Here is a 20849-nt window from a genome sequence, read left to right on the forward strand (position 1 = left end):
GCCCCAGAGTAATTCGACGGCTAGAGAAGAATCGGGAGTGCTTAAGGGTTGACGACACCATTTCGCCCTCTTTTACCGGCGCGTCAACTCACCACACATTACAGAAGGTTACACACGCACCTTGACATAGGTGCCTGGCGCATCGCCCAGGGTTTTCATGTGCTTGCCGGGTTTGCGGGCCGGCACGCGGGTATCGTCCCTGGCCTCGATCCAGCGTTGCCAGTGCGACCACCAGGAGCCGGGATGGTTGGTGGCCTTGGCGAGCCACTCGTTGAAGTCGCCGGTTGGCTTGCCGCCGGTCCAGAAGTGATATTTCTGCGCCGCCGGCGGATTGACGACGCCGGCGATGTGGCCGGAGCCGGCCAGGACGTAGTCGACCTCGCCGCCGAAATATTTCGAACCGAGGAACACCGAAAGCGCCGGCGCGATATGGTCTTCCTTGGAGGCGAGGTTGTAGACCGGGATGGTGACATCCTTCAGCGAGACGACGTGGCCCGCCAGTTCCATCTCGCCTTGCGAAAGTCTGTTCTCGAGATAGCAATTGCGCAGGTAGAAGGAGTGGTTGGCTGCGGCCATGCGGGTCGAATCGGCGTTCCAGTAGAGCAGGTCGAAGGGCAGGGGATCCTTGCCGCGCATGTAGTTGTTGACGACATAGGGCCAGATCAGGTCGCCCGAGCGCAGCATGTTGAAGGCGGTCGCCATCTTGGTGCCGTCGAGATAGCCTTTCTCGTTCATCGCCTTTTCGACGGCCGCGACCTGCTCCTCGTCGACGAACACTTTCAGGTCGCCGGCATGGGTGAAATCGACCTGCGTGGTGAAGAAGGTGGCCGATTTGATGCGGTGGTCGCCCTCCTGCGCCAAAAGCGCCAGGGCGGCCGCCAGCAGCGTGCCGCCGACACAATAGCCGACGGCGTTGACGTCCTGTTCGCCGGTGGCCTTTTCGATCGTGTCCAGGCCGTATTGCAGGCCCTCTCTGATATAGGCCTCCCAGCTCTTGGTGCCGTGCCGCTCGTCCGGGTTGATCCAGGAGATGACGAAGACGGTGTGGCCCTGCTCGACGGCCCAGCGGATGAAGGATTTTTGCGGGTTGAGATCGAGAATGTAGAATTTGTTGATCCATGGCGGGCAGATCAGCAGCGGCCGCTTGAGCACGGTCTCGGTCGCCGGATCATATTGCAGGATCTCGGCGACGTCGCTGCGGCCCACCACCTTGCCGGGTGTCGTGGCCAGGTTCTTGCCGATCTCGAAGGACGAATAGTCGGCCTGCCTCAGTTTCAGGTCGCCCTTGCCGGCGGCGATGTCCTCGGCCAGCATCTTCATGCCGCGCACCAGGTTTTCGCCATTCGAGGCGATGGTCTCGCGAAACAGTTCCGGGTTGGTCAGGATGAAATTCGACGGCGAAATGGCGTTGGACACCTGCTTGACGTAGAAACCGGCCTTGTGGCGGGTGTGCTCGTCCAGGCCATCGGCGTGTTCGACCAGGTCGTTCGCCCAGCGCGAGGTGACGAGATAGGCCTGTTTGAGGAAATCGAAAAAGGCATTGCGGCCCCATTCCGGGTCCTGGAAACGCTTGTCGCCGGGCTCGGGCTTGAACGCGCCTTCGGCGTCTTCGCCGCCGTCGCTGAGGCGCTGGATGGAGTTGGCCCAGACGGTCATGTAGCCGGAAAACAGCCGCGTTTGCGCCTCCAGCGCGCGCTGCGGATCGGAAAGCCAGTATTCGCTGAGCTTGGAGAAGGTTTTCACCATGTCAACGACCGGCTCGGCGACATGATCGCGCACGTCGCCTTTTTCGCGCGGCTCGGCCCATGCGGAAGCCGCCTTGCCGGCCTGCTCGATCATGCGCGCCATGTTCAAGGCGAAGCGCTCCGGATCCTTGACCAGATATTGCTCGACGGTCGAAGGCCGGTCATCTTCCGCTTTGCCCGAATCGGGTGTTTTGGACATGGTTCGCGGGGTTCCTCCCGAAGCGTTTTCTTGACATAGTATCATGGCACATCCAACAGGGTCCAACGCGCTCTATCTTGGCTGCCCGGGAAACAATATGACGACTGGTACTGGCAAGACTGTTTTTTCTGGCACTGGTCGTTTTTGCCACATGGGCGCGGCGGTCGTCTTTTTGGCGATCGCCGGCTGTTCGAGCACCAACATCGAGGGCGCCACGCCTGTCGCGGCTACCGACGGGCCGAAGAACACCGGCACCTATCCGAACCTGAATATCCCGCCGCAGGCGGCGTCGGAGCAATTCACCGAGGCGGAAAAGAACGCCAAGCTCGCCCAGTTGAAGGCGGAGGCACAGGCGCAGGGCTCAAAGGGCGGCGCGGTCAAGGTCGCGAACCCGGCGGCGCTGAACACATTGGCGAAGCAGCATGGCGCCGATGCGCTGAAGCAGATCGAAGCCAAATGCGATCCTGCCCTCGACCCTACCTGCAAATAGGATTATATCGCGCGACCGACAAGCACCACCGACGGGCACCTTTGCCAAAAACCACTTTGACCGTCTGGAATTGAACCCACCACTGGAAACGACATGGAAGAATTTCACAAGGTCCGCCGGCTTCCGCCCTACGTCTTCGAGCAGGTCAACCGGCTGAAGGCCAGTGCCCGCTCGCGCGGCGCCGACATCATCGACCTTGGCATGGGCAATCCGGACCTGCCGACGCCCAAGGCCATCGTCGACAAATTGTGCGAGGTCGTGCGCGACCCGCGCACGCACCGCTATTCATCGTCGCGCGGCATTCCGGGCCTGCGCCGCGCCCAGGCCAATTACTATGCCCGCCGTTTCGGCGTGAAACTCGACCCGGACACGCAAGTGGTGGCGACGCTGGGCTCGAAGGAGGGCTTCGCCAATATGGCGCAGGCGATCACCGCGCCCGGCGACGTGATCCTGTGCCCAAATCCGACCTATCCGATCCACGCTTTCGGCTTCATCATGTCTGGCGGCGTCATCCGCTCGTTGCAGGTGGAACCGGACGACGGCTTCATTCCGGCGCTGGAGCGCGGCATCCGCCATTCGATCCCGAAGCCGCTGGCGTTAATCCTCAATTATCCGTCGAACCCGACGGCGCAGGTCGCCTCGCTCGATTTCTACAAGGAGGTGGTGGCCTTCGCCAAGAAGAACGACATCATCATCCTGTCTGACCTTGCCTATTCGGAAATCTATTTCGACGGCAATCCGCCGCCCTCGGTGCTGCAGGTGCCGGGCGCGATCGACGTGGCGGTCGAGTTCACCTCGATGTCGAAGACCTTTTCGATGCCCGGCTGGCGCATGGGTTTTGCCGTCGGCAACGAGCGGCTGATCTCGGCGCTGACGCGGGTGAAATCCTATCTCGACTACGGCGCCTTCACGCCGATCCAGGTGGCTGCCGCGCACGCGCTCAACGGCGACGGCGCCGATATCGCGGAAGTGCGCGACATCTACCACAAGCGCCGCGACGTCATGGTCGACGCCTTCAGCCGCGCCGGCTGGGTCGTCCCGGCGCCGGCGGCGTCGATGTTCGCCTGGGCGCCGATCCCGGAGCCGTTCAAGCATCTCGGCTCGCTCGAATTCTCCAAGCTTCTGATCGAGCACGCCGACGTGGCGGTGGCGCCGGGCGTCGGCTTCGGCGAGCATGGCGACGATCATGTGCGCATCGCGCTGGTCGAGAACGAGCACCGGATCCGGCAGGCGGCGCGCAACATCAAGCGCTTCCTGGCGTCCAGCTCCAAACAGCCCAACAATGTGGTGCCGCTCGCCGCGCATCGTTGAGTTGCCACAGATCACATCGACCAAATTCTTGAGGGGCGTCGCCGGACATGGCTGAAGCGTTGCGTGTTGGAATCGCCGGTCTTGGCACTGTCGGCGCTTCGGTGGCGCGCGTGCTGCGCGACAAGGCGGCGGAACTGACTCGGCAATGCGGCCGCGAGGTCGTCGTGTCGGCCGTTTCGGCCCGCGATCCCAAACGCGACCGCGGCGTCGATCTCGGCGCGGCCAAGTGGTTCGACGATCCGGTAAGAATGGCGCAGACCGCCGAGATCGATGTTTTCGTCGAACTGATCGGCGGCGACGAAGGGCCGTCGCATTCATCCGTGAAAGCGGCGCTTGAAGCCGGCCGCCACGTCGTCACCGCCAACAAGGCGCTGCTCGCCAAACATGGCGTGGCGCTGGCCGAGGCCGCCGAGAAGAAGGGCGTACTGCTCAATTACGAGGCGGCGGTGGCGGGCGGCATTCCGGTCATCAAGACGATGCGCGAGGCGATGGCCGGCAATTCGGTGACCCGCGTCTTCGGCATCCTCAACGGCACCTGCAACTACATCCTGACCCGCATGGAAGCCGAGGGCCTGTCGTTCGACGACTGCCTGAAAGATGCGCAGCGGCTGGGCTATGCCGAGGCCGACCCGACCTTCGACATCGAGGGCCACGATACCGCGCACAAGCTGTCGATCCTGACCAGCCTTGCCTTCGGCACGAGGATTGCCGCCAACGACATCTACATGGAAGGCATTTCCAACATCAGCCAGGCCGACATCCGCGCGGCCGGCGATCTCGGCTACCGGATAAAGCTGCTCGGCGTCGCCCAGCGCACGGAAAGCGGTATCGAACAGCGCGTGCACCCGACCATGGTGCCGACGGCCTCGGTCATCGCGCAGGTGCACGGCGTCACCAATGCGGTGGCCATCGAAACCGATATCCTTGGCGAGCTTTTGCTCTCCGGTCCGGGTGCCGGCGGCAACGCCACCGCATCGGCGGTGGTCGGCGACATTGCCGACATCGCCAAGAGCCGGCCCGGCTTCCAGCACGGTCCGGTGTTCGGCCTGCCGGCGAAGGAATTGCGGCCGTACAAGAAGGCGCAGATGCGCAGCCATGCGGGCGGCTATTTCATCCGGCTGACCGTGCATGACCGCATCGGGGTCTTTGCCGCCATCGCCAAGCGCATGGCCGACAACGAGATTTCGCTGGAATCGATCGTGCAGCACGCCGCCGGGCCGGATACCGCCTTGCAAAAGACAGTGATTCTCGTCACCCACGAGACGACGGAAGCGGCGGTCCGCAAGGCCGTCGACGGCATCACCAGGGACGATCATCTGACCGACAAGCCGCAGGTCATCCGCATCGAGCGGGCGGAATAGGCATATCGCTTTTCTCCTTCAATCGATTGATATCGTTGTGTTTTCAAAAAAGACCCGCAGAGGTCTTGCTGTTGTCATGGAGCTTTGACACAACCGGCGCGCCTCTGGCGGGAGGCAATGTGCCAACGAGGATTGTCCACCGATGAACGTTGCCCAGAACATCGTCGCCGGCCTTGACCGGATACTCACAATGGAACTGGTGCGTGTCACCGAACGCGCCGCCGTTGCGGCAGCCAGATTGCGCGGACGCGGCGACGAAAAGGCCGCCGACCAGGTCGCGGTCGACGCGATGCGCGAAGAGCTCAACCGCCTCGCCATCAGCGGCACGGTGGTGATCGGCGAAGGCGAGCGCGACGAGGCGCCGATGCTCTATATCGGCGAAGAGGTCGGTTCCGGCAAAGGCCCGGCGGTCGATATTGCGCTCGACCCGCTCGAAGGCACGACGATCTGCGCGAAGAACCTGCCCAATGCACTGGCGGTCATCGCCATTGCGGAAAAGGGCAGCCTTCTGTTCGCGCCCGACGTCTATATGGACAAGATCGCCATTGGCCCGGGTTATGCGGACGGCGTCATCGACATCGATGCCGCGCCGGCCGAAAACATCGCCAGCCTGGCCAGGGCCAAGGGCGTGGCGGTGTCGGAGATCACCGCCTGCATCCTTGACCGGCCGCGCCATGGCGCGCTGATCGAGGCGGTGCGCGCCACGGGCGCTGCGATCCGGCTGATCGGCGATGGTGACGTCGCCGGCGTCATCCATACCACCGATCCGGACGAAACCGGCATCGACATCTATCTCGGCACCGGCGGCGCGCCGGAGGGTGTGCTGGCGGCGGCAGCGTTGCGTTGCACCGGCGGCCAGATGCAGGGAAGGCTGATCCTCGACACGCCGCAAAAGCTGGCGCGCGCGGCGAAGATGGGCATCCTCGATCCGAAGCGGGTCTACCGCGCGCAAGACATGGCGCGCGGCGACGTGCTGTTCGCGGCAACCGGCGTGACCGACGGCAACATGCTGGCCGGCGTCAAGTTCGGCCGCAATTTTATCACCACACATACGATCGTGCTGCGCTCGTCGTCGCGCACCGTGCGCGAGATCAAGGCCAGGCACCAGGATCTGGAAAAGTTTTGATTCCCGACTCGGGCTTGCCGTCGCATATTGTGAGCAATGACAATCCGCAGACGGCGCGTCGCATGACGGGCGAAAACCGTATCTTCCTCGATGTCAGGCAGTCGGCATCAGGTGTTTCCTGGGAGCACCGGTTGACCGAGCGGCAGGACATGACCGCGCTTGCCATAGCGCAAGGCTATGGCGTGCCGGACATCGTTGCGCGCGTGCTTGCCGGGCGCGGCGTGACCGCCGAGCAGACCGAGCGGTTCCTGGATCCGACCATCCGCGATCTTTTGCCGGACCCGGCGTCGCTGACCGACATGGACAAGGCCGCCGCCCGCATCGCCGGGGCAGTCGTTGCCAGGGAAAAGGTGGCGATCTTCGGCGACTACGATGTCGACGGCGCCGCCTCGTCGGCGCTGCTCAAGCGGTTCCTCACGCAGTTCTCGGTGCCTGCGGAGATCTACATACCGGACCGTATCTTCGAAGGGTACGGCCCCAATCCGGAAGCGATGCGCGAACTCGTCTCGCGCGGCGCGACGCTGATCGTCACCGTCGACTGCGGCACCAACAGCGCCGTATCCATCGACGCGGCGAACGCTGCCGGCGCCGATGTCGTGGTGCTCGACCACCACCAGCTCGGCGGTCCGTTGCCGGCAGCGGTTGCGGTCGTCAATCCCAATCGCGAGGACGACCTTTCGGGGCAGGGCCATCTTTGTGCCGCCGGCGTCGTCTTCCTGGCGCTGGTGCAGACGGCGAGGATCCTGCGCGGCCGGTTGCCCGATGACGCACCGCCGGACCTGCTCGGCCTGCTCGACCTCGTTGCGCTGGCCACCGTTTGCGACGTGGTGCCGCTGACCGGCGTCAACCGCGCCTTCGTGGTCAAGGGACTGCAGATCGCACGCCAGCAGAGGAACGAAGGATTGGCGGCGATGGCGCGGGTCTCGCGCATCGGCGAGCCGGTCAGCACCTTTCATCTGGCCTATCTGATCGGCCCGCGCATCAATGCCGGTGGGCGCATCGGCGACGCAGCACTCGGCAGCCGCATGCTCGCCACCGACGATCCCGTCGAGGCCCGCACCATCGCCGAGACGCTGGACCGGCTCAATCAGGAGCGGCAGCAGATGGAACTGGAAATGCTGGCCGCGGCGCGCGTCGAGGCCGATGCCGAGCTTGCCGGCGGCAATGGCCCGGCCATCGTCGTCACCGCCAGCTCCAACTGGCATCCGGGCATCGTCGGCCTGCTGGCCTCGCGGCTCAAGGACCATGCGCGCCGGCCGGCTTTCGCCATCGCCTTCAACGCCAATGGTGTCGGCACCGGGTCCGGCCGTTCGGTGTCGGGCTTCGATCTTGGCCGGCTGGTGCGCGAGGCGGCGATTGCCGGGCTGATCGTCAAGGGCGGCGGCCATGGCATGGCGGCCGGCATCACGGTGGAGCGGGCGAAACTTGGCGCGCTCAGGGCCTTCTTCGAGGAACGAGCGGCGGCCGAGGTGTTCCGGCTGCAAGGCGAGGAAAGCCTGGCGATCGACGGCGCGCTGGCCGCCGAAGGCGCGACGCTTGGCCTGCTCGATGCACTGGAGAAAGCCGGCCCGTTCGGCGCCGGGCATGTCGCACCGGTCTTCGCGCTGCCGCGCCATCGCCTTGCCGATGCGAGGCCGGTCGGCACCAATCACATCCGCGCCGAGTTGCAGTCGGAAAGCGGCGGCCGCATCCAGGCGATCGCGTTTCGCGCCGTCGATACGGCGCTCGGCGAATTCCTGTTCAAGAACAGGGGCAAGCCGGTGCATGTCGCCGGTTCGCTGTCGGGCAATCACTGGAACGGCAACCGCACGGTGCAGTTCCGCATCGTCGATGCTGCACGCGCCTGAGGATAGCTTCCGTTTTCTGCGCGGACCTTCAGTTCGGATCGCGCTTTAGGCGAGAACCGCCTGCAGGCGGGCCAACTCGTCGATCTGCGCCATCGTCACCTGATAGCCGATGCGGATCGCCTCGTCGGCGCGATGGAATTCGGTCAGGCCGATATGGCTGAGTTTTGGCTGCAGCGACATATCAGGCGGGTCGCCGGCAAGACGCGCCCGCGAAATGCGATCCTGGATGATGTTGAAGGCTTCGACCATAACCCCGGTGATGCCGAGCCGTGTCTGGTACTGGTGCCCTGTGTCGATCAGGCCGGGCCTTGGCGCGTCCTTCTCGACGACCAGTTCGCCGGCGCTGTGCTTGATGACGGCGGCGCGGCCGAACAGATCGTAGTGAAGGTTCACCGCGACCACGAGCGGCTGCTCGTAGGCGCGGCAGACCGAGACCGGGACCGGATTGACCAGCGCGCCGTCGACCAGAACGCGCCCGTTGCAACTGACCGGTTCGAATACGCCGGGCAGGGCGTAGGAGGCGCGCATGGCGGTGATCAGCGAGCCGCCCGACAGCCAGATTTCATGGCCGGTGCGGATCTCCGTGGTGACGCAGACGAAAGGTTTTGGCAGATCCTCGAAACGGATGCCGGCCATGTGCTCGCGCAGCCGTGCATCGAGCTTCATGCCGCCGAACAGTCCGCTGCCGCGCAGGTTGAGATCGAGAAGACCAAAAATGCGCCGCTTGGTCAGGCTTCTGGCGAATTCTTCCAGCTCATCCAGCTTGCCGGCAAGGTAACAGCCGCCGACCAGCGCGCCGATCGAAGTGCCGGCGATCATCGACACTTCGATGCCGGCTTCGTCGAGCGCGCGCAGCACGCCGATATGGGCCCAGCCACGCGCGCAGCCGCCGCCCAGCGCCAGCGAAATGCCTGTTTTCCTGGCGGGGCTCTTTTCGGATGCACCGGCGGACGATGACAGGCCATTGGCCTCCCGAACGTCTGGTCTGTTATGCAATGACGCCCATTCGAGCATCACAATCTCCCTTGTCCCGCGGCTAAATTATCGGCAGGCCGTATCGAAATCATGAATATACGTGATTGCAGTTCGGCGAATGGTTCAAATAGATGGTTCATGAGGCTTTCGATACGTTTCTTGCGTATCGAACAGCGGCTTGCTGCCATCGTTGGCAAGCGTCCCCTTGCCGTCGATCAGTCCCACCGTCCGATAAAAGCAGGAACGCCGGCCGGTGTGGCAGGTTGCGTCGTGGCCCATCACTTTGACGCGCAGCCATATTGCGTCCTGGTCACAATCCGTGAGCATCTCGACGATTTTCTGGACATTCCCGGATGTTTCGCCCTTCTTCCACAGAGCGCTGCGCGAGCGCGACCAGTAGTGGGCGATGCCGGTTTCCAGCGTCAGCGCCAGCGCCTCGGCGTTCATATGCGCGACCATCAGCAGCATGCCGTCTTCGGCATCGGTGACGACGACGGTGATCAGGCCGCCGGCATCGAAGCGCGGCGAAAAGACCGTGCTTTCTTCCAGTGCTTTCTTGTCTGATGGAGCTTTCGGAAATTCCACTGCCGACATCGCCGGTCCTTGTTCAGAGCCTCGCCGAGCACGATCGGATCGGAACGGGCGAGGCTCTGTCTTGTTGTTTGGCCATGATCTGATCCGAGAACCGGTTCTCATTTCTCGCGACCATGGCTGGCGGCCGGCGAGGCTCGTTCAGCCCCTGCCGCCGCGCACCATGGTGACGAAACGGACCTGTTCCTCGGGCGTGTCCTTGAAGACGCCGGTGAAGGTCGAGGTCAGCGTCGTGGAGCCTTCCTTGCGGATGCCGCGCATCGCCATGCACATATGCTCGGCTTCGAGCATGACGGCGACGCCGCGCGGATTGAGCACATCCTGGATGACGCCGGCGATCTGTGCGGTCATCGCTTCCTGGGTCTGCAGGCGCTGGGCAAAGATATCGACGACGCGGGCGATCTTGGACAGGCCGACGACCTTGCCGTCCGGCAGATAGCCGACATGCGCTTTGCCGATGATCGGCACCATGTGGTGCTCGCAATGCGAATGGAACGTTATATCCTTGACGAGAACAAGATCGTCATAGCCGGCGACCTCCTCGAAGGTGCGGCCGAGTTCTTCGGCCGGGCATTTGTCGTAACCGCCGAACATTTCGCGATAGGCCTTCACCACACGCTTTGGCGTATCGACCAGGCCCTCCCGGTCCGGATTGTCGCCGGTCCAGCGCAACAGCGTGCGAACCGCGGCCTCGGCTTCGGCTTCGGTCGGCCGATCGGTGACCGGCTTTTCCATATAGGCGGAAGGGGGCATGAATTTCTTGATGACGGCATCCATAAAGGCGTCTCCCGTAGTTCCCCTCTCAGGAGGAACGAGTTGAACGGACCACGACCTTTCGGGTGTTAGAAACGTGCCCTGTTTCCAGCCCGTAAGCGGCGTGAAGTGAATTGAGCAGGGACGCGGTCGTTGGTCGCCTTGTCCATACCCGAGTACCAGCATTATATATGATCGTTGCGAGCGAAAGGAAGGCCGTCTGCGGCAATCGCTGTTCGCTCGGCGGCGACGGATTGGAAAAATATGATCGACGACGTCTACAATGCGAAAATTCTGGGATTTGCCGGGAATATCGCGCGGATCGGCCGGCTCGACCATCCCGATGCAACCGCGCGCGCGCATTCCAAGCTGTGCGGCTCGACGGTGACCGTCGATCTGAAGATGGATGACGGTATCGTCACCGATTTCGCCCATGACGTCAAAGCCTGCGCGCTTGGCCAGGCGTCGTCCTCGATCATGGCGCAGCATGTCGTCGGCGCCAGCGCGGATGAGTTGCGCAGCGTTCGCGAGACGATGCTGAAGATGCTGAAGGAAAACGGCGCACCGCCGCAAGGCCGCTTCGCCGATCTCAGATATCTCGAGCCGGTGCGTGACTACAAGGCGCGCCATGCCTCGACCATGCTGACCTTCGATGCGGTGGTCGACGCGATCGGCCAGATCGAGAAGAAGCGCGCCGAACAGGCGGCGTAGCCGTCAAATGGCGACGGATCACACGCATCAGAGGCCGCGATATACACGCAACTGGCCGGGCCCCTGGCGCAAGACGCCCGGCCGAATCCTCGGCACCTCACTCGTGCGCTTCTACCAGCTGACGCTGTCCGGCTTTGTCGGCAATTCCTGTCGGCATTTGCCGACCTGCTCCGAATACGCGCACGAAGCGATCGCCCGCCATGGGCTATGGGCCGGCGGCTGGCTGGGTTTTTTCCGCGTGCTGCGCTGCGGGCCGGGCGGAACGCATGGCATCGACCGGGTGCCGGAGGTGCTGGCCGAGCGCTATGTCTGGTTCACGCCCTGGCGGTACTGGCGGATCGGAAAGAAGCGCAGTGATCCGGAACCCGATGCCGGTGGGGCGTAAGCTCTGCAAACAGAGCAGGATCTTTACGATTTGCTAGGGTTAACCGCACGTTGCCCAGTTAAGACAAAATCGAGACAAGCCGCCTCGCTAAGCCGCTCCTGATAGCCATCAGGAGAGATTGCCAATGCGCCAGATAGACCGCCGTCCATTCGTTTTCGCCGTGGTTATCTACCTTCTGGCCTGGTTTTTGGGTTTTCCGATCCGCGCACAATCGGCGCCGCTGGGAAAGGTCGAATGCACGCTGATCCTGGATGCTGCAAGCGGTGAAACGCTGTATCGGGACGGGGTCTGCGACCAGCGCTTCAGCCCCGCCTCGACTTTCAAGGTCCCATTGGCCCTGATCGGCTATGATTCGGGAATCCTGAGCGACGAGCACACGCCGGCTTGGGACTACAAGCCCGAGTTCAAGGCGGTCAAGCGGGACCAGAAAACCGTAGACCCGACGATCTGGGAAAAGGATTCGGTGCTGTGGTTTTCGCAGGAAATCACCCGCCGGCTCGGCAACGAGCGGTTTGCCGGCTATGTCTCGAAATTCGACTACGGCAACACCGATGTTGCCGGCACTGCCGGCAAGAATGATGGCCTCACCCGGTCCTGGGTGAATTCTTCGCTTGAGATATCGCCGGTCGAACAGGTGAATTTCATGCGCCGGCTGCTTGCCGGCGAACTGCCGGTTTCGGCCAAAGCCCACGCGATGACCAAAGCGATCTTGCCGACCTTCCGGTCAGGTGGCTGGACGGTGCAGGGCAAGACCGGGACCACACGGCTTGGCGACGGCGCCGACAAGCGCTGGCTTGGCTGGTTTGTCGGCTGGGCGAACAAGGATGCGCGCAGCATCGTCTTTGCCCGCCTGGTAATCGATACGAAACGTTCCGATACGCCGAAGGGTCCTCAGACGCGGACGATGTTCCTGAAAGAGCTGCCGAATCTCGTCGACAGGAGCAAGTGATTGGCCATTCGCCTTTACGGCACGAAAATCTGCCCATAAAAGACTGCCGCCGGACGCATCCGGCTTTTTACTTTATGCATGTCGTCGGCCAAAAACCGCTGCACACTTTTGGGCGACATGCATTTCACCACCCGCGCTCGTTTGCGGGACTGGATAGGAGAATTTTATGCTGAATTCCGTTTCCCTGACATTTCCCGATGGCTCCGTCCGCGACTACGAAGCGGCGATGACCGGCGCCGGCCTGGCGGAATCGATCTCGAAGTCGCTGGCGAGGAAGGCGGTCGCCTACTCGATCGATGGCGTGGTGCGCGATCTTTCCGACCCGCTCGGCAAATCCGGCAAGGTTGAGATCATCACCCGCGAAGACCCGCGCGCACTGGAGCTCATCCGACATGACGCAGCGCACGTGCTAGCCGAAGCCGTGCAGGAATTGTGGCCGGGCACGCAGGTGACCATCGGCCCGGTGATCGAGAACGGATTCTACTATGATTTTGCCCGCAACGAGCCGTTCACGCCCGATGATTTCCCGGTGATCGAGAAGAAGATGCGCGAGATCATCGCGCGCAACAAGCCGTTCACCAAAGAGGTCTGGTCGCGCGAGAAGGCGAAAAAGATCTTTGCCGACAAGGGCGAGCGCTACAAGCTGGAACTGATCGACGCCATTCCCGAAGATCAGGACCTAAAAATCTATGCGCAGGGCGATTGGTTCGACCTCTGCCGCGGCCCGCATATGGTCTCGACCGGACAGATCGGCAGCGCCTTCAAGCTGATGAAGGTGGCCGGTGCCTATTGGCGCGGCGATTCGAACAACCCGATGCTGACCCGCATCTACGGCACGGCCTGGGCCGATCAGGCGCAACTCGATGCCTATCAGACCATGCTGGAGGAAGCCGAAAAGCGCGACCACAGGAAGCTCGGCCGCGAGATGGACCTGTTCCATTTCCAGGAGGAGGGGCCGGGCGTCGTCTTTTGGCATGCCAAGGGCTGGAGACTGTTCCAGAACCTGGTCAACTACATGCGCCGGCGCCTCGACGAGCAGGGCTATCAGGAAGTCAACGCGCCGCAAGTGCTCGACAAGAGTCTGTGGGAGACGTCAGGTCACTGGGGCTGGTACCGGGACAATATGTTCAAGGTGACGGTTGCCGGCGACGACACCGACGACGACCGGATGTTTGCACTGAAGCCGATGAACTGCCCCGGCCACGTCCAGATCTTCAAGCACGGTCTGAAGTCCTACCGCGATCTGCCGGTAAAACTTGCGGAATTCGGCAATGTGCATCGCTACGAGCCATCCGGCGCGCTGCATGGGCTGATGCGCGTGCGCGGCTTTACCCAGGACGATGCCCACATCTTCTGCACCGAGGAACAGCTCGCCGACGAGTGCATCAAGATCAACGACCTGATCCTGTCGACCTATGCCGATTTCGGCTTCGACGAAATCACCGTCAAGCTGGCGACGCGTCCCGAAAAACGGGTCGGCACCGACGCGATGTGGGATCATGCCGAGGGCGTGCTGCAGGACGTGCTCGACAAGATCGCAGCTCGGTCGGGCAACCGGATCAAGACCGGCGTCAATCCGGGCGAGGGCACGTTCTACGGGCCAAAATTCGAATATGTGCTGAAGGACGCCATCGGCCGCGATTGGCAATGCGGGACCACGCAGGTCGATTTCAACCTGCCGGAACGGTTCGGCGCCTTCTACATCGGCTCGGATTCGGAAAAAAAGCAGCCGGTGATGGTGCATCGCGCCATCTGCGGTTCGATGGAGCGCTTCCTCGGCATCCTGATCGAGAACTATTCCGGCCATTTCCCGCTGTGGTTCGCGCCGCTGCAAGTGGTGGTTGCAACGATCACCTCCGATGCCGACGACTACGCGCAAAAGGTCGTCGCGCAGCTGAAGGCGGCCGGACTGTTGGCGGAAGCCGATCTTCGCAACGAGAAGATCAACTACAAGGTCCGCGAGCACAGCCTGGGCAAGGTTCCGGTGATCCTCGTCTGCGGCAAGCGCGAGGCGGAGGAAGAGACGGTCAACATCCGTCGGCTCGGCTCGCGCGACCAGGAGTCGCTTGGCCTTGGCCAGGCAGTGGCGCTGCTTGCCGAAGAGGCGGTGACGCCCGACCGCAGGCGCAAACGAGTGGCCTGAGTTCAGCCGGATTGTCGATGAAATGGCGGTGGAGCGATCCACCGCCATTCACATGCCCGCTATTCCACATGCCCGGTTTCATACGCTTGTCACGCCAGCCTCGTAACGAGCCTCATGCTCAAGCTGAAGATGCGCGAAAGACCGTTTCCGGAGCTCTCCTATGCCAGCCCGCATCAGCCGGCATTGACGCGCTGGTTCATCCACTCCATCGAAGGCCTGTCCGGCCGCGATCGCTTCGCGGCGCTCTATGACTTTTGGCGCCGCCATGTGGCGCCGAGCGGCGAGCGCGTGTTCAGCCGCATGCTGGAGCTGATCGATGTCAGGGTGCGGACCACCGGCCAATGGCCGCCGGAAAAATTGCCTGACACGCCGCTGGTGATCGTCGCCAACCACCCGTTCGGCATCGGCGACGGCATTGCGGTGCTGTCGCTGGCCGAGCAGCTTCAGCGCCCGTTCCGTGTCATGATCCACAAGGATCTGCTCAAGATCCGCGAGATGGAGCCCTATTCGCTGCCGATCGACTTTTCCGAGACCAAGGACGCGCTCAGGAACAACATGGCGGTGCGCCATGAGGCGGTGCGGCTGCTGAAAGACGGCGTCATCATCGTCGTCTTCCCCGCGGGCGGCGTCGCCACCGCGCCGAAAGGTTTTGGCCGGGCGCGCGACCTGCCGTGGAAGATGTTTCCGGCCCGTCTCGTTAGGGATGCCAAGGCGTTGGTTGTCCCAATGCACTTTTCCGGCCAGAACGGGCGGCTGTTCCACCTGGTCAGCGGACCCATGAACCTGGCCGAGCGTGACGGGCGCGTCGCGAAGTTCGTCGGCAGGGCTTCGCTGACGCTGCGTACTTCGCTGCTCATCCACGAATTCGGTCGGCTGTCCGGCAAATCGATCGACGTGCGCGTCGGCGACGTGCTGGGATGGAACGAACTGGAGCAGGTGGGCGACCGCAAGGCTTTGCTCGAGCGGCTTTACCGGGCTGTCTTCGATCTGGCTCCGGCCGAACCGCGCGGCCGCGGCCAGTTTCTGCCGCAACGCATGCGTAACGCGGCTTGATCGGCAATCATACGCTGCTGGACCGGTTCCCGCACAGGGTTCGGACGTCTAGTCCGCGCCTTCCTGAGGATCGATCGCCGAGGCCTCCGTGGCCAAAACCTGGATTTCCTGGTTCTGCCCGGCCACGACCGTAAAATCTTTCTGGTAGATGCGGTCGCGGTTCTTGGCGATGATGGTGTAGTCGCCCTCGGCAAGCACCATCGAAGCAAAGGCGCCGACGGTTTCCTGGATGGGGTCGCCGGATTCGTTGAGCAACGACCAGGAGGTGTCGGCGATCGCCTCTCCACCCGGCTCGCGCACCAGCTTCATGGTCATCTCCGCCGCACGATGCTCGACGGCCGCTTCGGTCAGCTTGCCGGCCTCGACGCGGATGTCGGAGCGGATGACCGCATTCACCGAGCCATAGGTCGAGACGACATGATAGACGCCCGCGTTCAGCCGCACCACGCTGTTCGGCTCGACGTCGGGTATGATCAGGGCGCGATCGTGATTGGCCTCGGCCTGGCCTTCATAGATCGAAAAGCGCAATTTCTTCGGCGGAATGCGCACCCCGCCTGACAGCACGGCGTCGAGCTTGAGTCCCCCGGCATCGAGCACGAGGCTTTCGCGCTTGGCGTCCTTGCCGACGGTGATGCGCTTGGTGGCTCCGGCCCGGCCGTAAGAGGCGTGGACCAGATAGCTGCCGGGCTCGAGCTGGAACACCGCGCTGCCGCCATGGGCGGAAGCGACCATCGGCAGCTTGCCGTCGCCGGTGGCGTCAGGCTTGAAGACGCGCCAGACGATGCCGCGTGTGATGTCGGCGCCCTTGTCGGTCAATTGCGCCGACAGCGTGATCGCCCCGCTGCTCGCCGCTGCCAGCGGTGCATCGCTTTTCGGGGGCGCATAGTTCGACATTCCGGGAAGTTTCAGATCACCGAGGCCGTCCGCATCCTGCGCGACGGCAAGCGACACCGGCACCATCAACAGTGCGGCTGCGAGCCAGATCAGGAAAAGTCGCAATGTCCCCTCAAACATGGCTTGCGTTGAAGCCCAAGGCGGTGGCAATTTCAAGGCTTAAGAGTCTGATCAGCTTCTGCTAGAGGCTCTTTGTCGGCGCGCCGCGCCAATGCCCGAGCCGCCCGATGCCCCGATGGTGCGCTTCAGCTTAAATTCCAAGGAGTCTTGCGCCCATGGCGTCGCCGATCATCGACTTTCTGCTGACCCGAAATTCCGCGCCGATCCCGGAGTTGAAGGAACCGGCGCCCAGCGACGCTGACATCGCGACGATGATTGCAGCCGCCTCGCGGGTGCCGGACCACGGCCGGCTCGAGCCCTGGCGCTTCATCCTCTACCGGGGCGAGGCGCGCGTCGAGATCGGCAAGAAGCTGGCAGCCCTTGCCGCACAGCGCGAAGGGCCGCTGCCGGAAGGCCGCCATAACCAGGAACTGGCGCGTTTTTCGCGCGCGCCGCTGGTGATCGGCGTGGTGTCGAGCCCGAAGGAGAACCCAAAAATCCCGCAATGGGAGATGTTCCTGTCCGGCGGCATGGCGGCGATGAACCTGATGCTATCAGCCAATGCGCTGGGCTATGGCACCAACATGATCAGCAACTGGTATTCCGACGTGCCGGAGGGGAGGGCGATCCTGGGGCTTGCGCCGCATGAGCGGGTGGTCGGCTTCATCCATATCGGCACCTACCAAGGGCCGGCGCCGGAGCGGCCGCGGCCGGATCCGGCAAAGCTCTATGGCGATTATGAAGGGCCATGGGTGGGCTGAATGTTCTACGAGCCGTCTAAAGGCCACGGGCTGCCGCATGACCCGTCCAAGGCGATCGTGGCGCCACGGCCGATCGGCTGGATCTCGACGGTGAACAAGGCCGGCGAGGTCAACCTCGCCCCCTATTCCTTCTTCAATGCGTTTTCGACGCGGCCCTTCATCGTCTGGTTTTCGTCCGAAGGCGAGAAGGACAGCGCCACCTTCGCCGAAGAAACGGGCGAGTTCGTCGCCAATCTCGTCAGCCGCGATCTCGCTGAAAAAATGGTCCGCACCGCAGTCGATGCGCCGCGCGGCGTCACCGAATTCGACTATGCCGATCTCGCCATGGCGCCGTCGCAGCTGGTTGCGCCACCCCGCGTGGCGGCGGCGCCCGCGGCGCTTGAATGCCGGGTGACGGAGATCATGCGTCCAAAGGCGCTGGACGGGACACCGACCGGCGCCATCGTCGTCGCCGGCGAAGTCGTCGGTGTGCATATCGACGATGCCTTCCTGAAAGACGGCATCTTCGATATCGTCAGGGCCGGCAATGTCGGCCGTCTCGGCTATATGGATTATGCCAGCGTCAGCGAGATCTTCTCGATGCGCCGGCCTCATTGGGGAAAAGACTAGGCTGGGAAAATTTTAGGCCGAAATCCCTGCCGCCCTGGCGCGTGCCAGAAGCCGCTCTGCCAGCTTGAGATGCGGCCGGTCGTACATCTTGCCGCCGATGCCGACGACGCCGGGATTTCCAGCCGCCTCGAATGCCTGGACGATGGCCAGGGAGTGTTTCACCGCCTCGGTCGACGGCGTGAAGGCGGCGTTGATGACAGGCACCTGCGCCGGATGGATCGCCATCTTGCCGGTGAAGCCGTCGCGCTCTGCCTCGGCGCATTCCGCCGCGAAGCCGGCCATGTCACGGAAACCGGGAAAAACCGTGTCGATCGCCGCGACTTCCGCGGCACCGGCGGCGACGATGGTCATGGTGCGGGCGAAGCGGAACACATCGGTGTAGCGGCCATTCTCGTCGCGCGCCGTGCGCGCGCCGATTGCTGCCGAGAGATCTTCCGCACCCCACGTCACGCCGACAAGCCGCGCACTTGCGTTGGCGTAGCTCGCGGCCGCCAGCACGCCGGCAGCCGTTTCGGTGATGATCGGCAGAATTCTTATGGCACCGTCCGGCACCCCGCTTTCGGCCTCGTGCACCCTGAGCTTGGCCGAGAGCTGCTGGACATCCTGTCCGCTGTTCGACTTCGGCAGCATGATGCCGTCAGGTTTCACTGGCACGAGTGCCGCCAGATCGTCATCCGCCAGGCCTGTCGAGAGATCGTTGATGCGGACATAGATTGCGGATCTGGTTTGATGCCCATGTCCGGTGATGAAGCGTGCGGCGATATCGCGGGCCAAGGGTTTGTTTTGTGGCGCGACCGAATCCTCGAGATCGACGATGACCACGTCGGCGCCGGCGCCAATCGCCTTTTCCAGCTTCTTTTCCGAATCGCCGGGAACGAACAGCAGCGAGCGCATCGGTCACGCCGCCTTCTTCATCATCATCGCCTGCCTCGTGCATTTGGCGACGAGCACGTCATCCTGGTTGTAGGCGCGGTGCTCGAATTCGACGATGCCGCGGTCCGGCTTCGACCTGGAGTCGCGCACCGACACCACCGTCGTCTCGACGCGGATGGTGTCGCCGTGGAAGACCGGATGCGGAAACACCGTTTCCTTCATGCCGAGATTGGCGACGGTGGTGCCGACGGTGATGTCGTTCACCGAAATACCGATCATCAGGCCCAGCGTGAACAGCGAATTGACCAGCGGCTTGCCCCATTCGCTTTTGGCGGCGAAATCGAAATCGATGTGCAGCGGCTGCGGGTTCAGCGTCATTACCGAGAACAGCATGTTGTCGCTTTCGGTGACGGTTTTCCGCAGCGTGTGCTGGAAGACGTGGCCGACGACGAACTCTTCCAGATAAAGCCCGGCCATGGTCGATCTCCTCCGCCGCCGCATCGCCCCGAAAATCGGAATCGATTTTTGGAAAGCACGATGCTTCAAAGTGTTAGCGTGCTTTGTGCGTCCGAAAGCGCGCAAGTCGCTCCAAGGGTTGATAGGCGCTGCCTACCGCGCTCGCAAGCCAGTTAACAAAGAGGGGCAGTTAACAAAGATGGTGAACCGTTCGTAAACCATTTCTGCCTACGGTCTTCACTGGGGCGGGAACGGACTCGGGCTAGGGGCATAGCGGACGGCATGGTTGTTTCGCATTTCCTGAAATGGATTCATACGGCAAGGGTCTCTGAGCGCGCCGCGGCAGCAAGCGCATTGGCTCGCGCCTACATCAATGCCGAACTGCCTTTCGAGGATCGCTGCGCGGCGGAGGCGGCGCTGACGCTGCTGCTCGACGATGCCTCGTCGAAAGTGCGGCTGGTGATGGCAGAGGCGCTGTCGATGAGCCATCACGCGCCGCTGCAGATCATCAGCGCGCTGGCGTCCGATCAGCCGGAAGTCGCCAGCCTGGTGCTGGCACGTTCGCCGCTGCTTACCGATGCCGATCTGATCGACCGGGTTGCCGGCGGCCAGAAGGCGATCCAGAAACTGATCGCCGATCGTCCGCGCGTCTCCATGGCGGTCGCCGCCGCGATCGCCGAAATCGGCGAGCCGGAAGCCTGCGCCACGCTTCTCGCCAACAGCGGCGCCGACATCGCTTCGCTCAGCTTCCGCCGTATCGCCGAACGCCATGGCCATCTGCCTTCGCTGCGCGAAGCGCTGATATCGGATGCGCGTCTGCCCGCTGACTGCCGGCATATGCTGCTGATAAAACTTGGTGAAACGCTCAAGGGTTCGCCGCTGGTCCTGGCACTGATGGGCCGTGTCAGAACCGAGCGCGTCATGCGCGACGCCTGCGTCAAGGCTTCCCTGACGCTGATCGAAGGCACGCGCCAGGAAGAACATGCGGCGCTCATCGAGCATCTGCGCCTGCGCGGCGACCTGACCGCAAGCTTCATCATTCGCACCATCGCGCACGGCAAGGTCGATTTCTTCGGCTCGGCGCTGGTCGCGCTCAGCCAGCAATCCGAACAACGGGTGAGGGCGCTGCTGGCCGGCGGGCACGACGTGGCGCTGCAGGCGCTGCTCCGCAGCGCTGGCCTGGCCGCGGCCACGCACGCCATCATCCTGCGCGCGCTGAAGGTCTGGCGCGAGGTCGCCAATGGCAAGCGCCTCGCCGGCGTCCAGGAAGTCAGCTGGCTGATGCTGAAGGAATTGGGCGGGCAGTCCGCCGAAGGCGATCTCGCCGGATTGGTCAAATCGATCCACCTCGATGCGCTGCGCGAAAACGCGCGCGGTCACGCGCTGGCGATCGCGGCGGCCTAGTGGATGCTATGGGGCGAGCGGCGAGGGTGTGGCATCCTTCGGCGCTGTCAAAACCACCATCAGAAGGAGGCGCCCCATGTCGCAATCTTTTGACACGAGCCGGTCCCTTACCGC

General features: G+C 63.1%; 20 protein-coding genes. 13 read left to right on the forward strand and 7 right to left on the reverse strand.

Annotation, left to right across the window (positions count from 1 at the left end):
• Positions 1-108 precede the first annotated feature (108 nt).
• Positions 109-1944, reverse strand: coding sequence for a class I poly(R)-hydroxyalkanoic acid synthase (gene phaC / locus AC0L2B_RS01150; RefSeq protein WP_473490336.1), 1836 nt, complete (start codon positions 1942-1944; stop codon positions 109-111).
• 97 nt (positions 1945-2041) lie between these two features.
• Here phaC and AC0L2B_RS01155 point away from each other — a divergent pair, with 97 nt between their 5' ends.
• The 5 genes from AC0L2B_RS01155 (at position 2042) to recJ (ending at position 8079) form a co-directional block, all read left to right on the forward strand.
• Positions 2042-2434: a hypothetical protein gene (locus tag AC0L2B_RS01155; RefSeq protein WP_473743785.1), complete on the forward strand. Its 393-nt coding sequence runs from the start codon at positions 2042-2044 to the stop codon at positions 2432-2434.
• A gap of 93 nt (positions 2435-2527) precedes the next feature.
• The gene (locus AC0L2B_RS01160) at positions 2528-3745 is read left to right on the forward strand and encodes an LL-diaminopimelate aminotransferase (RefSeq protein WP_473743786.1); all 1218 of its coding nucleotides are present in this window, start codon (positions 2528-2530) and stop codon (positions 3743-3745) included.
• A 47-nt stretch (positions 3746-3792) separates the two neighbouring features.
• Complete coding sequence (locus AC0L2B_RS01165; protein WP_473743788.1) at positions 3793-5106, forward strand: homoserine dehydrogenase; 1314 nt, start codon at positions 3793-3795, stop codon at positions 5104-5106.
• Between the two features lie 142 nt (positions 5107-5248).
• The gene (glpX, locus tag AC0L2B_RS01170; protein ID WP_473743790.1) at positions 5249-6232 is read left to right on the forward strand and encodes a class II fructose-bisphosphatase; all 984 of its coding nucleotides are present in this window, start codon (positions 5249-5251) and stop codon (positions 6230-6232) included.
• A gap of 62 nt (positions 6233-6294) precedes the next feature.
• A complete protein-coding gene (recJ, locus tag AC0L2B_RS01175) occupies positions 6295-8079 on the forward strand; it encodes a single-stranded-DNA-specific exonuclease RecJ (protein WP_473743791.1) in 1785 nt (594 codons plus the stop codon).
• A 45-nt stretch (positions 8080-8124) separates the two neighbouring features.
• On the opposite strand, the gene AC0L2B_RS01180 is transcribed toward recJ, so the two are convergent.
• The 3 genes from AC0L2B_RS01180 to folE form a co-directional block, all read right to left on the reverse strand.
• On the reverse strand, positions 8125-9093 hold the full coding sequence (locus AC0L2B_RS01180) for a patatin family protein (protein ID WP_023801041.1): 969 nt from the start codon (positions 9091-9093) through the stop codon (positions 8125-8127).
• A gap of 84 nt (positions 9094-9177) precedes the next feature.
• A complete protein-coding gene (gene hisI / locus AC0L2B_RS01185; RefSeq protein ID WP_473743792.1) occupies positions 9178-9648 on the reverse strand; it encodes a phosphoribosyl-AMP cyclohydrolase in 471 nt (156 codons plus the stop codon).
• Positions 9649-9786: 138 nt separating this feature from the next.
• Positions 9787-10422 (reverse strand): GTP cyclohydrolase I FolE, encoded by a 636-nt coding sequence (folE, locus tag AC0L2B_RS01190; RefSeq protein WP_023801043.1) that lies wholly within the window; start codon positions 10420-10422, stop codon positions 9787-9789.
• Positions 10423-10662: 240 nt separating this feature from the next.
• On the opposite strand from folE, the gene AC0L2B_RS01195 reads away from it, so the two are divergent.
• The 5 genes from AC0L2B_RS01195 to AC0L2B_RS01215 all read left to right on the forward strand — a co-directional run bounded on the left by AC0L2B_RS01195 (position 10663) and on the right by AC0L2B_RS01215 (position 15639).
• Positions 10663-11109, forward strand: a complete 447-nt coding sequence (locus AC0L2B_RS01195) for an iron-sulfur cluster assembly scaffold protein (RefSeq protein ID WP_023801044.1) — start codon at positions 10663-10665, stop codon at positions 11107-11109.
• Positions 11110-11116: 7 nt separating this feature from the next.
• Positions 11117-11494: a membrane protein insertion efficiency factor YidD gene (gene yidD, locus AC0L2B_RS01200; protein WP_473743793.1), complete on the forward strand. Its 378-nt coding sequence runs from the start codon at positions 11117-11119 to the stop codon at positions 11492-11494.
• A gap of 124 nt (positions 11495-11618) precedes the next feature.
• A complete protein-coding gene (gene blaOXA, locus AC0L2B_RS01205) occupies positions 11619-12443 on the forward strand; it encodes a class D beta-lactamase (protein ID WP_473743794.1) in 825 nt (274 codons plus the stop codon).
• Between the two features lie 166 nt (positions 12444-12609).
• On the forward strand, positions 12610-14586 hold the full coding sequence (gene thrS, locus AC0L2B_RS01210) for a threonine--tRNA ligase (RefSeq protein WP_473743795.1): 1977 nt from the start codon (positions 12610-12612) through the stop codon (positions 14584-14586).
• Positions 14587-14700: 114 nt separating this feature from the next.
• Positions 14701-15639 (forward strand): lysophospholipid acyltransferase family protein, encoded by a 939-nt coding sequence (locus AC0L2B_RS01215; protein ID WP_473743796.1) that lies wholly within the window; start codon positions 14701-14703, stop codon positions 15637-15639.
• Between the two features lie 48 nt (positions 15640-15687).
• Here AC0L2B_RS01215 and AC0L2B_RS01220 read toward each other — a convergent pair whose 3' ends face one another.
• Positions 15688-16653, reverse strand: a complete 966-nt coding sequence (locus AC0L2B_RS01220) for a hypothetical protein (protein ID WP_128168969.1) — start codon at positions 16651-16653, stop codon at positions 15688-15690.
• A gap of 155 nt (positions 16654-16808) precedes the next feature.
• Between AC0L2B_RS01220 and AC0L2B_RS01225 the strand changes: the two genes are divergently transcribed.
• Both AC0L2B_RS01225 and AC0L2B_RS01230 read left to right on the forward strand, forming a co-directional pair.
• On the forward strand, positions 16809-17393 hold the full coding sequence (locus tag AC0L2B_RS01225; protein ID WP_473743797.1) for a nitroreductase family protein: 585 nt from the start codon (positions 16809-16811) through the stop codon (positions 17391-17393).
• Positions 17394-18002, forward strand: coding sequence for a flavin reductase family protein (locus AC0L2B_RS01230; RefSeq protein ID WP_473743800.1), 609 nt, complete (start codon positions 17394-17396; stop codon positions 18000-18002). It abuts the gene before it with no gap.
• Positions 18003-18014: 12 nt separating this feature from the next.
• Here AC0L2B_RS01230 and AC0L2B_RS01235 read toward each other — a convergent pair whose 3' ends face one another.
• Positions 18015-18896, reverse strand: a complete 882-nt coding sequence (locus AC0L2B_RS01235) for an HpcH/HpaI aldolase/citrate lyase family protein (RefSeq protein WP_473743802.1) — start codon at positions 18894-18896, stop codon at positions 18015-18017.
• A gap of 3 nt (positions 18897-18899) precedes the next feature.
• Entirely contained in the window at positions 18900-19376 is a 477-nt protein-coding gene (locus AC0L2B_RS01240) for a MaoC family dehydratase (protein WP_473743804.1), read from the reverse strand.
• A gap of 237 nt (positions 19377-19613) precedes the next feature.
• Here AC0L2B_RS01240 and AC0L2B_RS01245 point away from each other — a divergent pair, with 237 nt between their 5' ends.
• Complete coding sequence (locus AC0L2B_RS01245; RefSeq protein WP_473743806.1) at positions 19614-20735, forward strand: DUF2336 domain-containing protein; 1122 nt, start codon at positions 19614-19616, stop codon at positions 20733-20735.
• Positions 20736-20849 lie beyond the last annotated feature (114 nt).

This window comes from Mesorhizobium sp. WSM4815 (assembly GCF_055811575.1).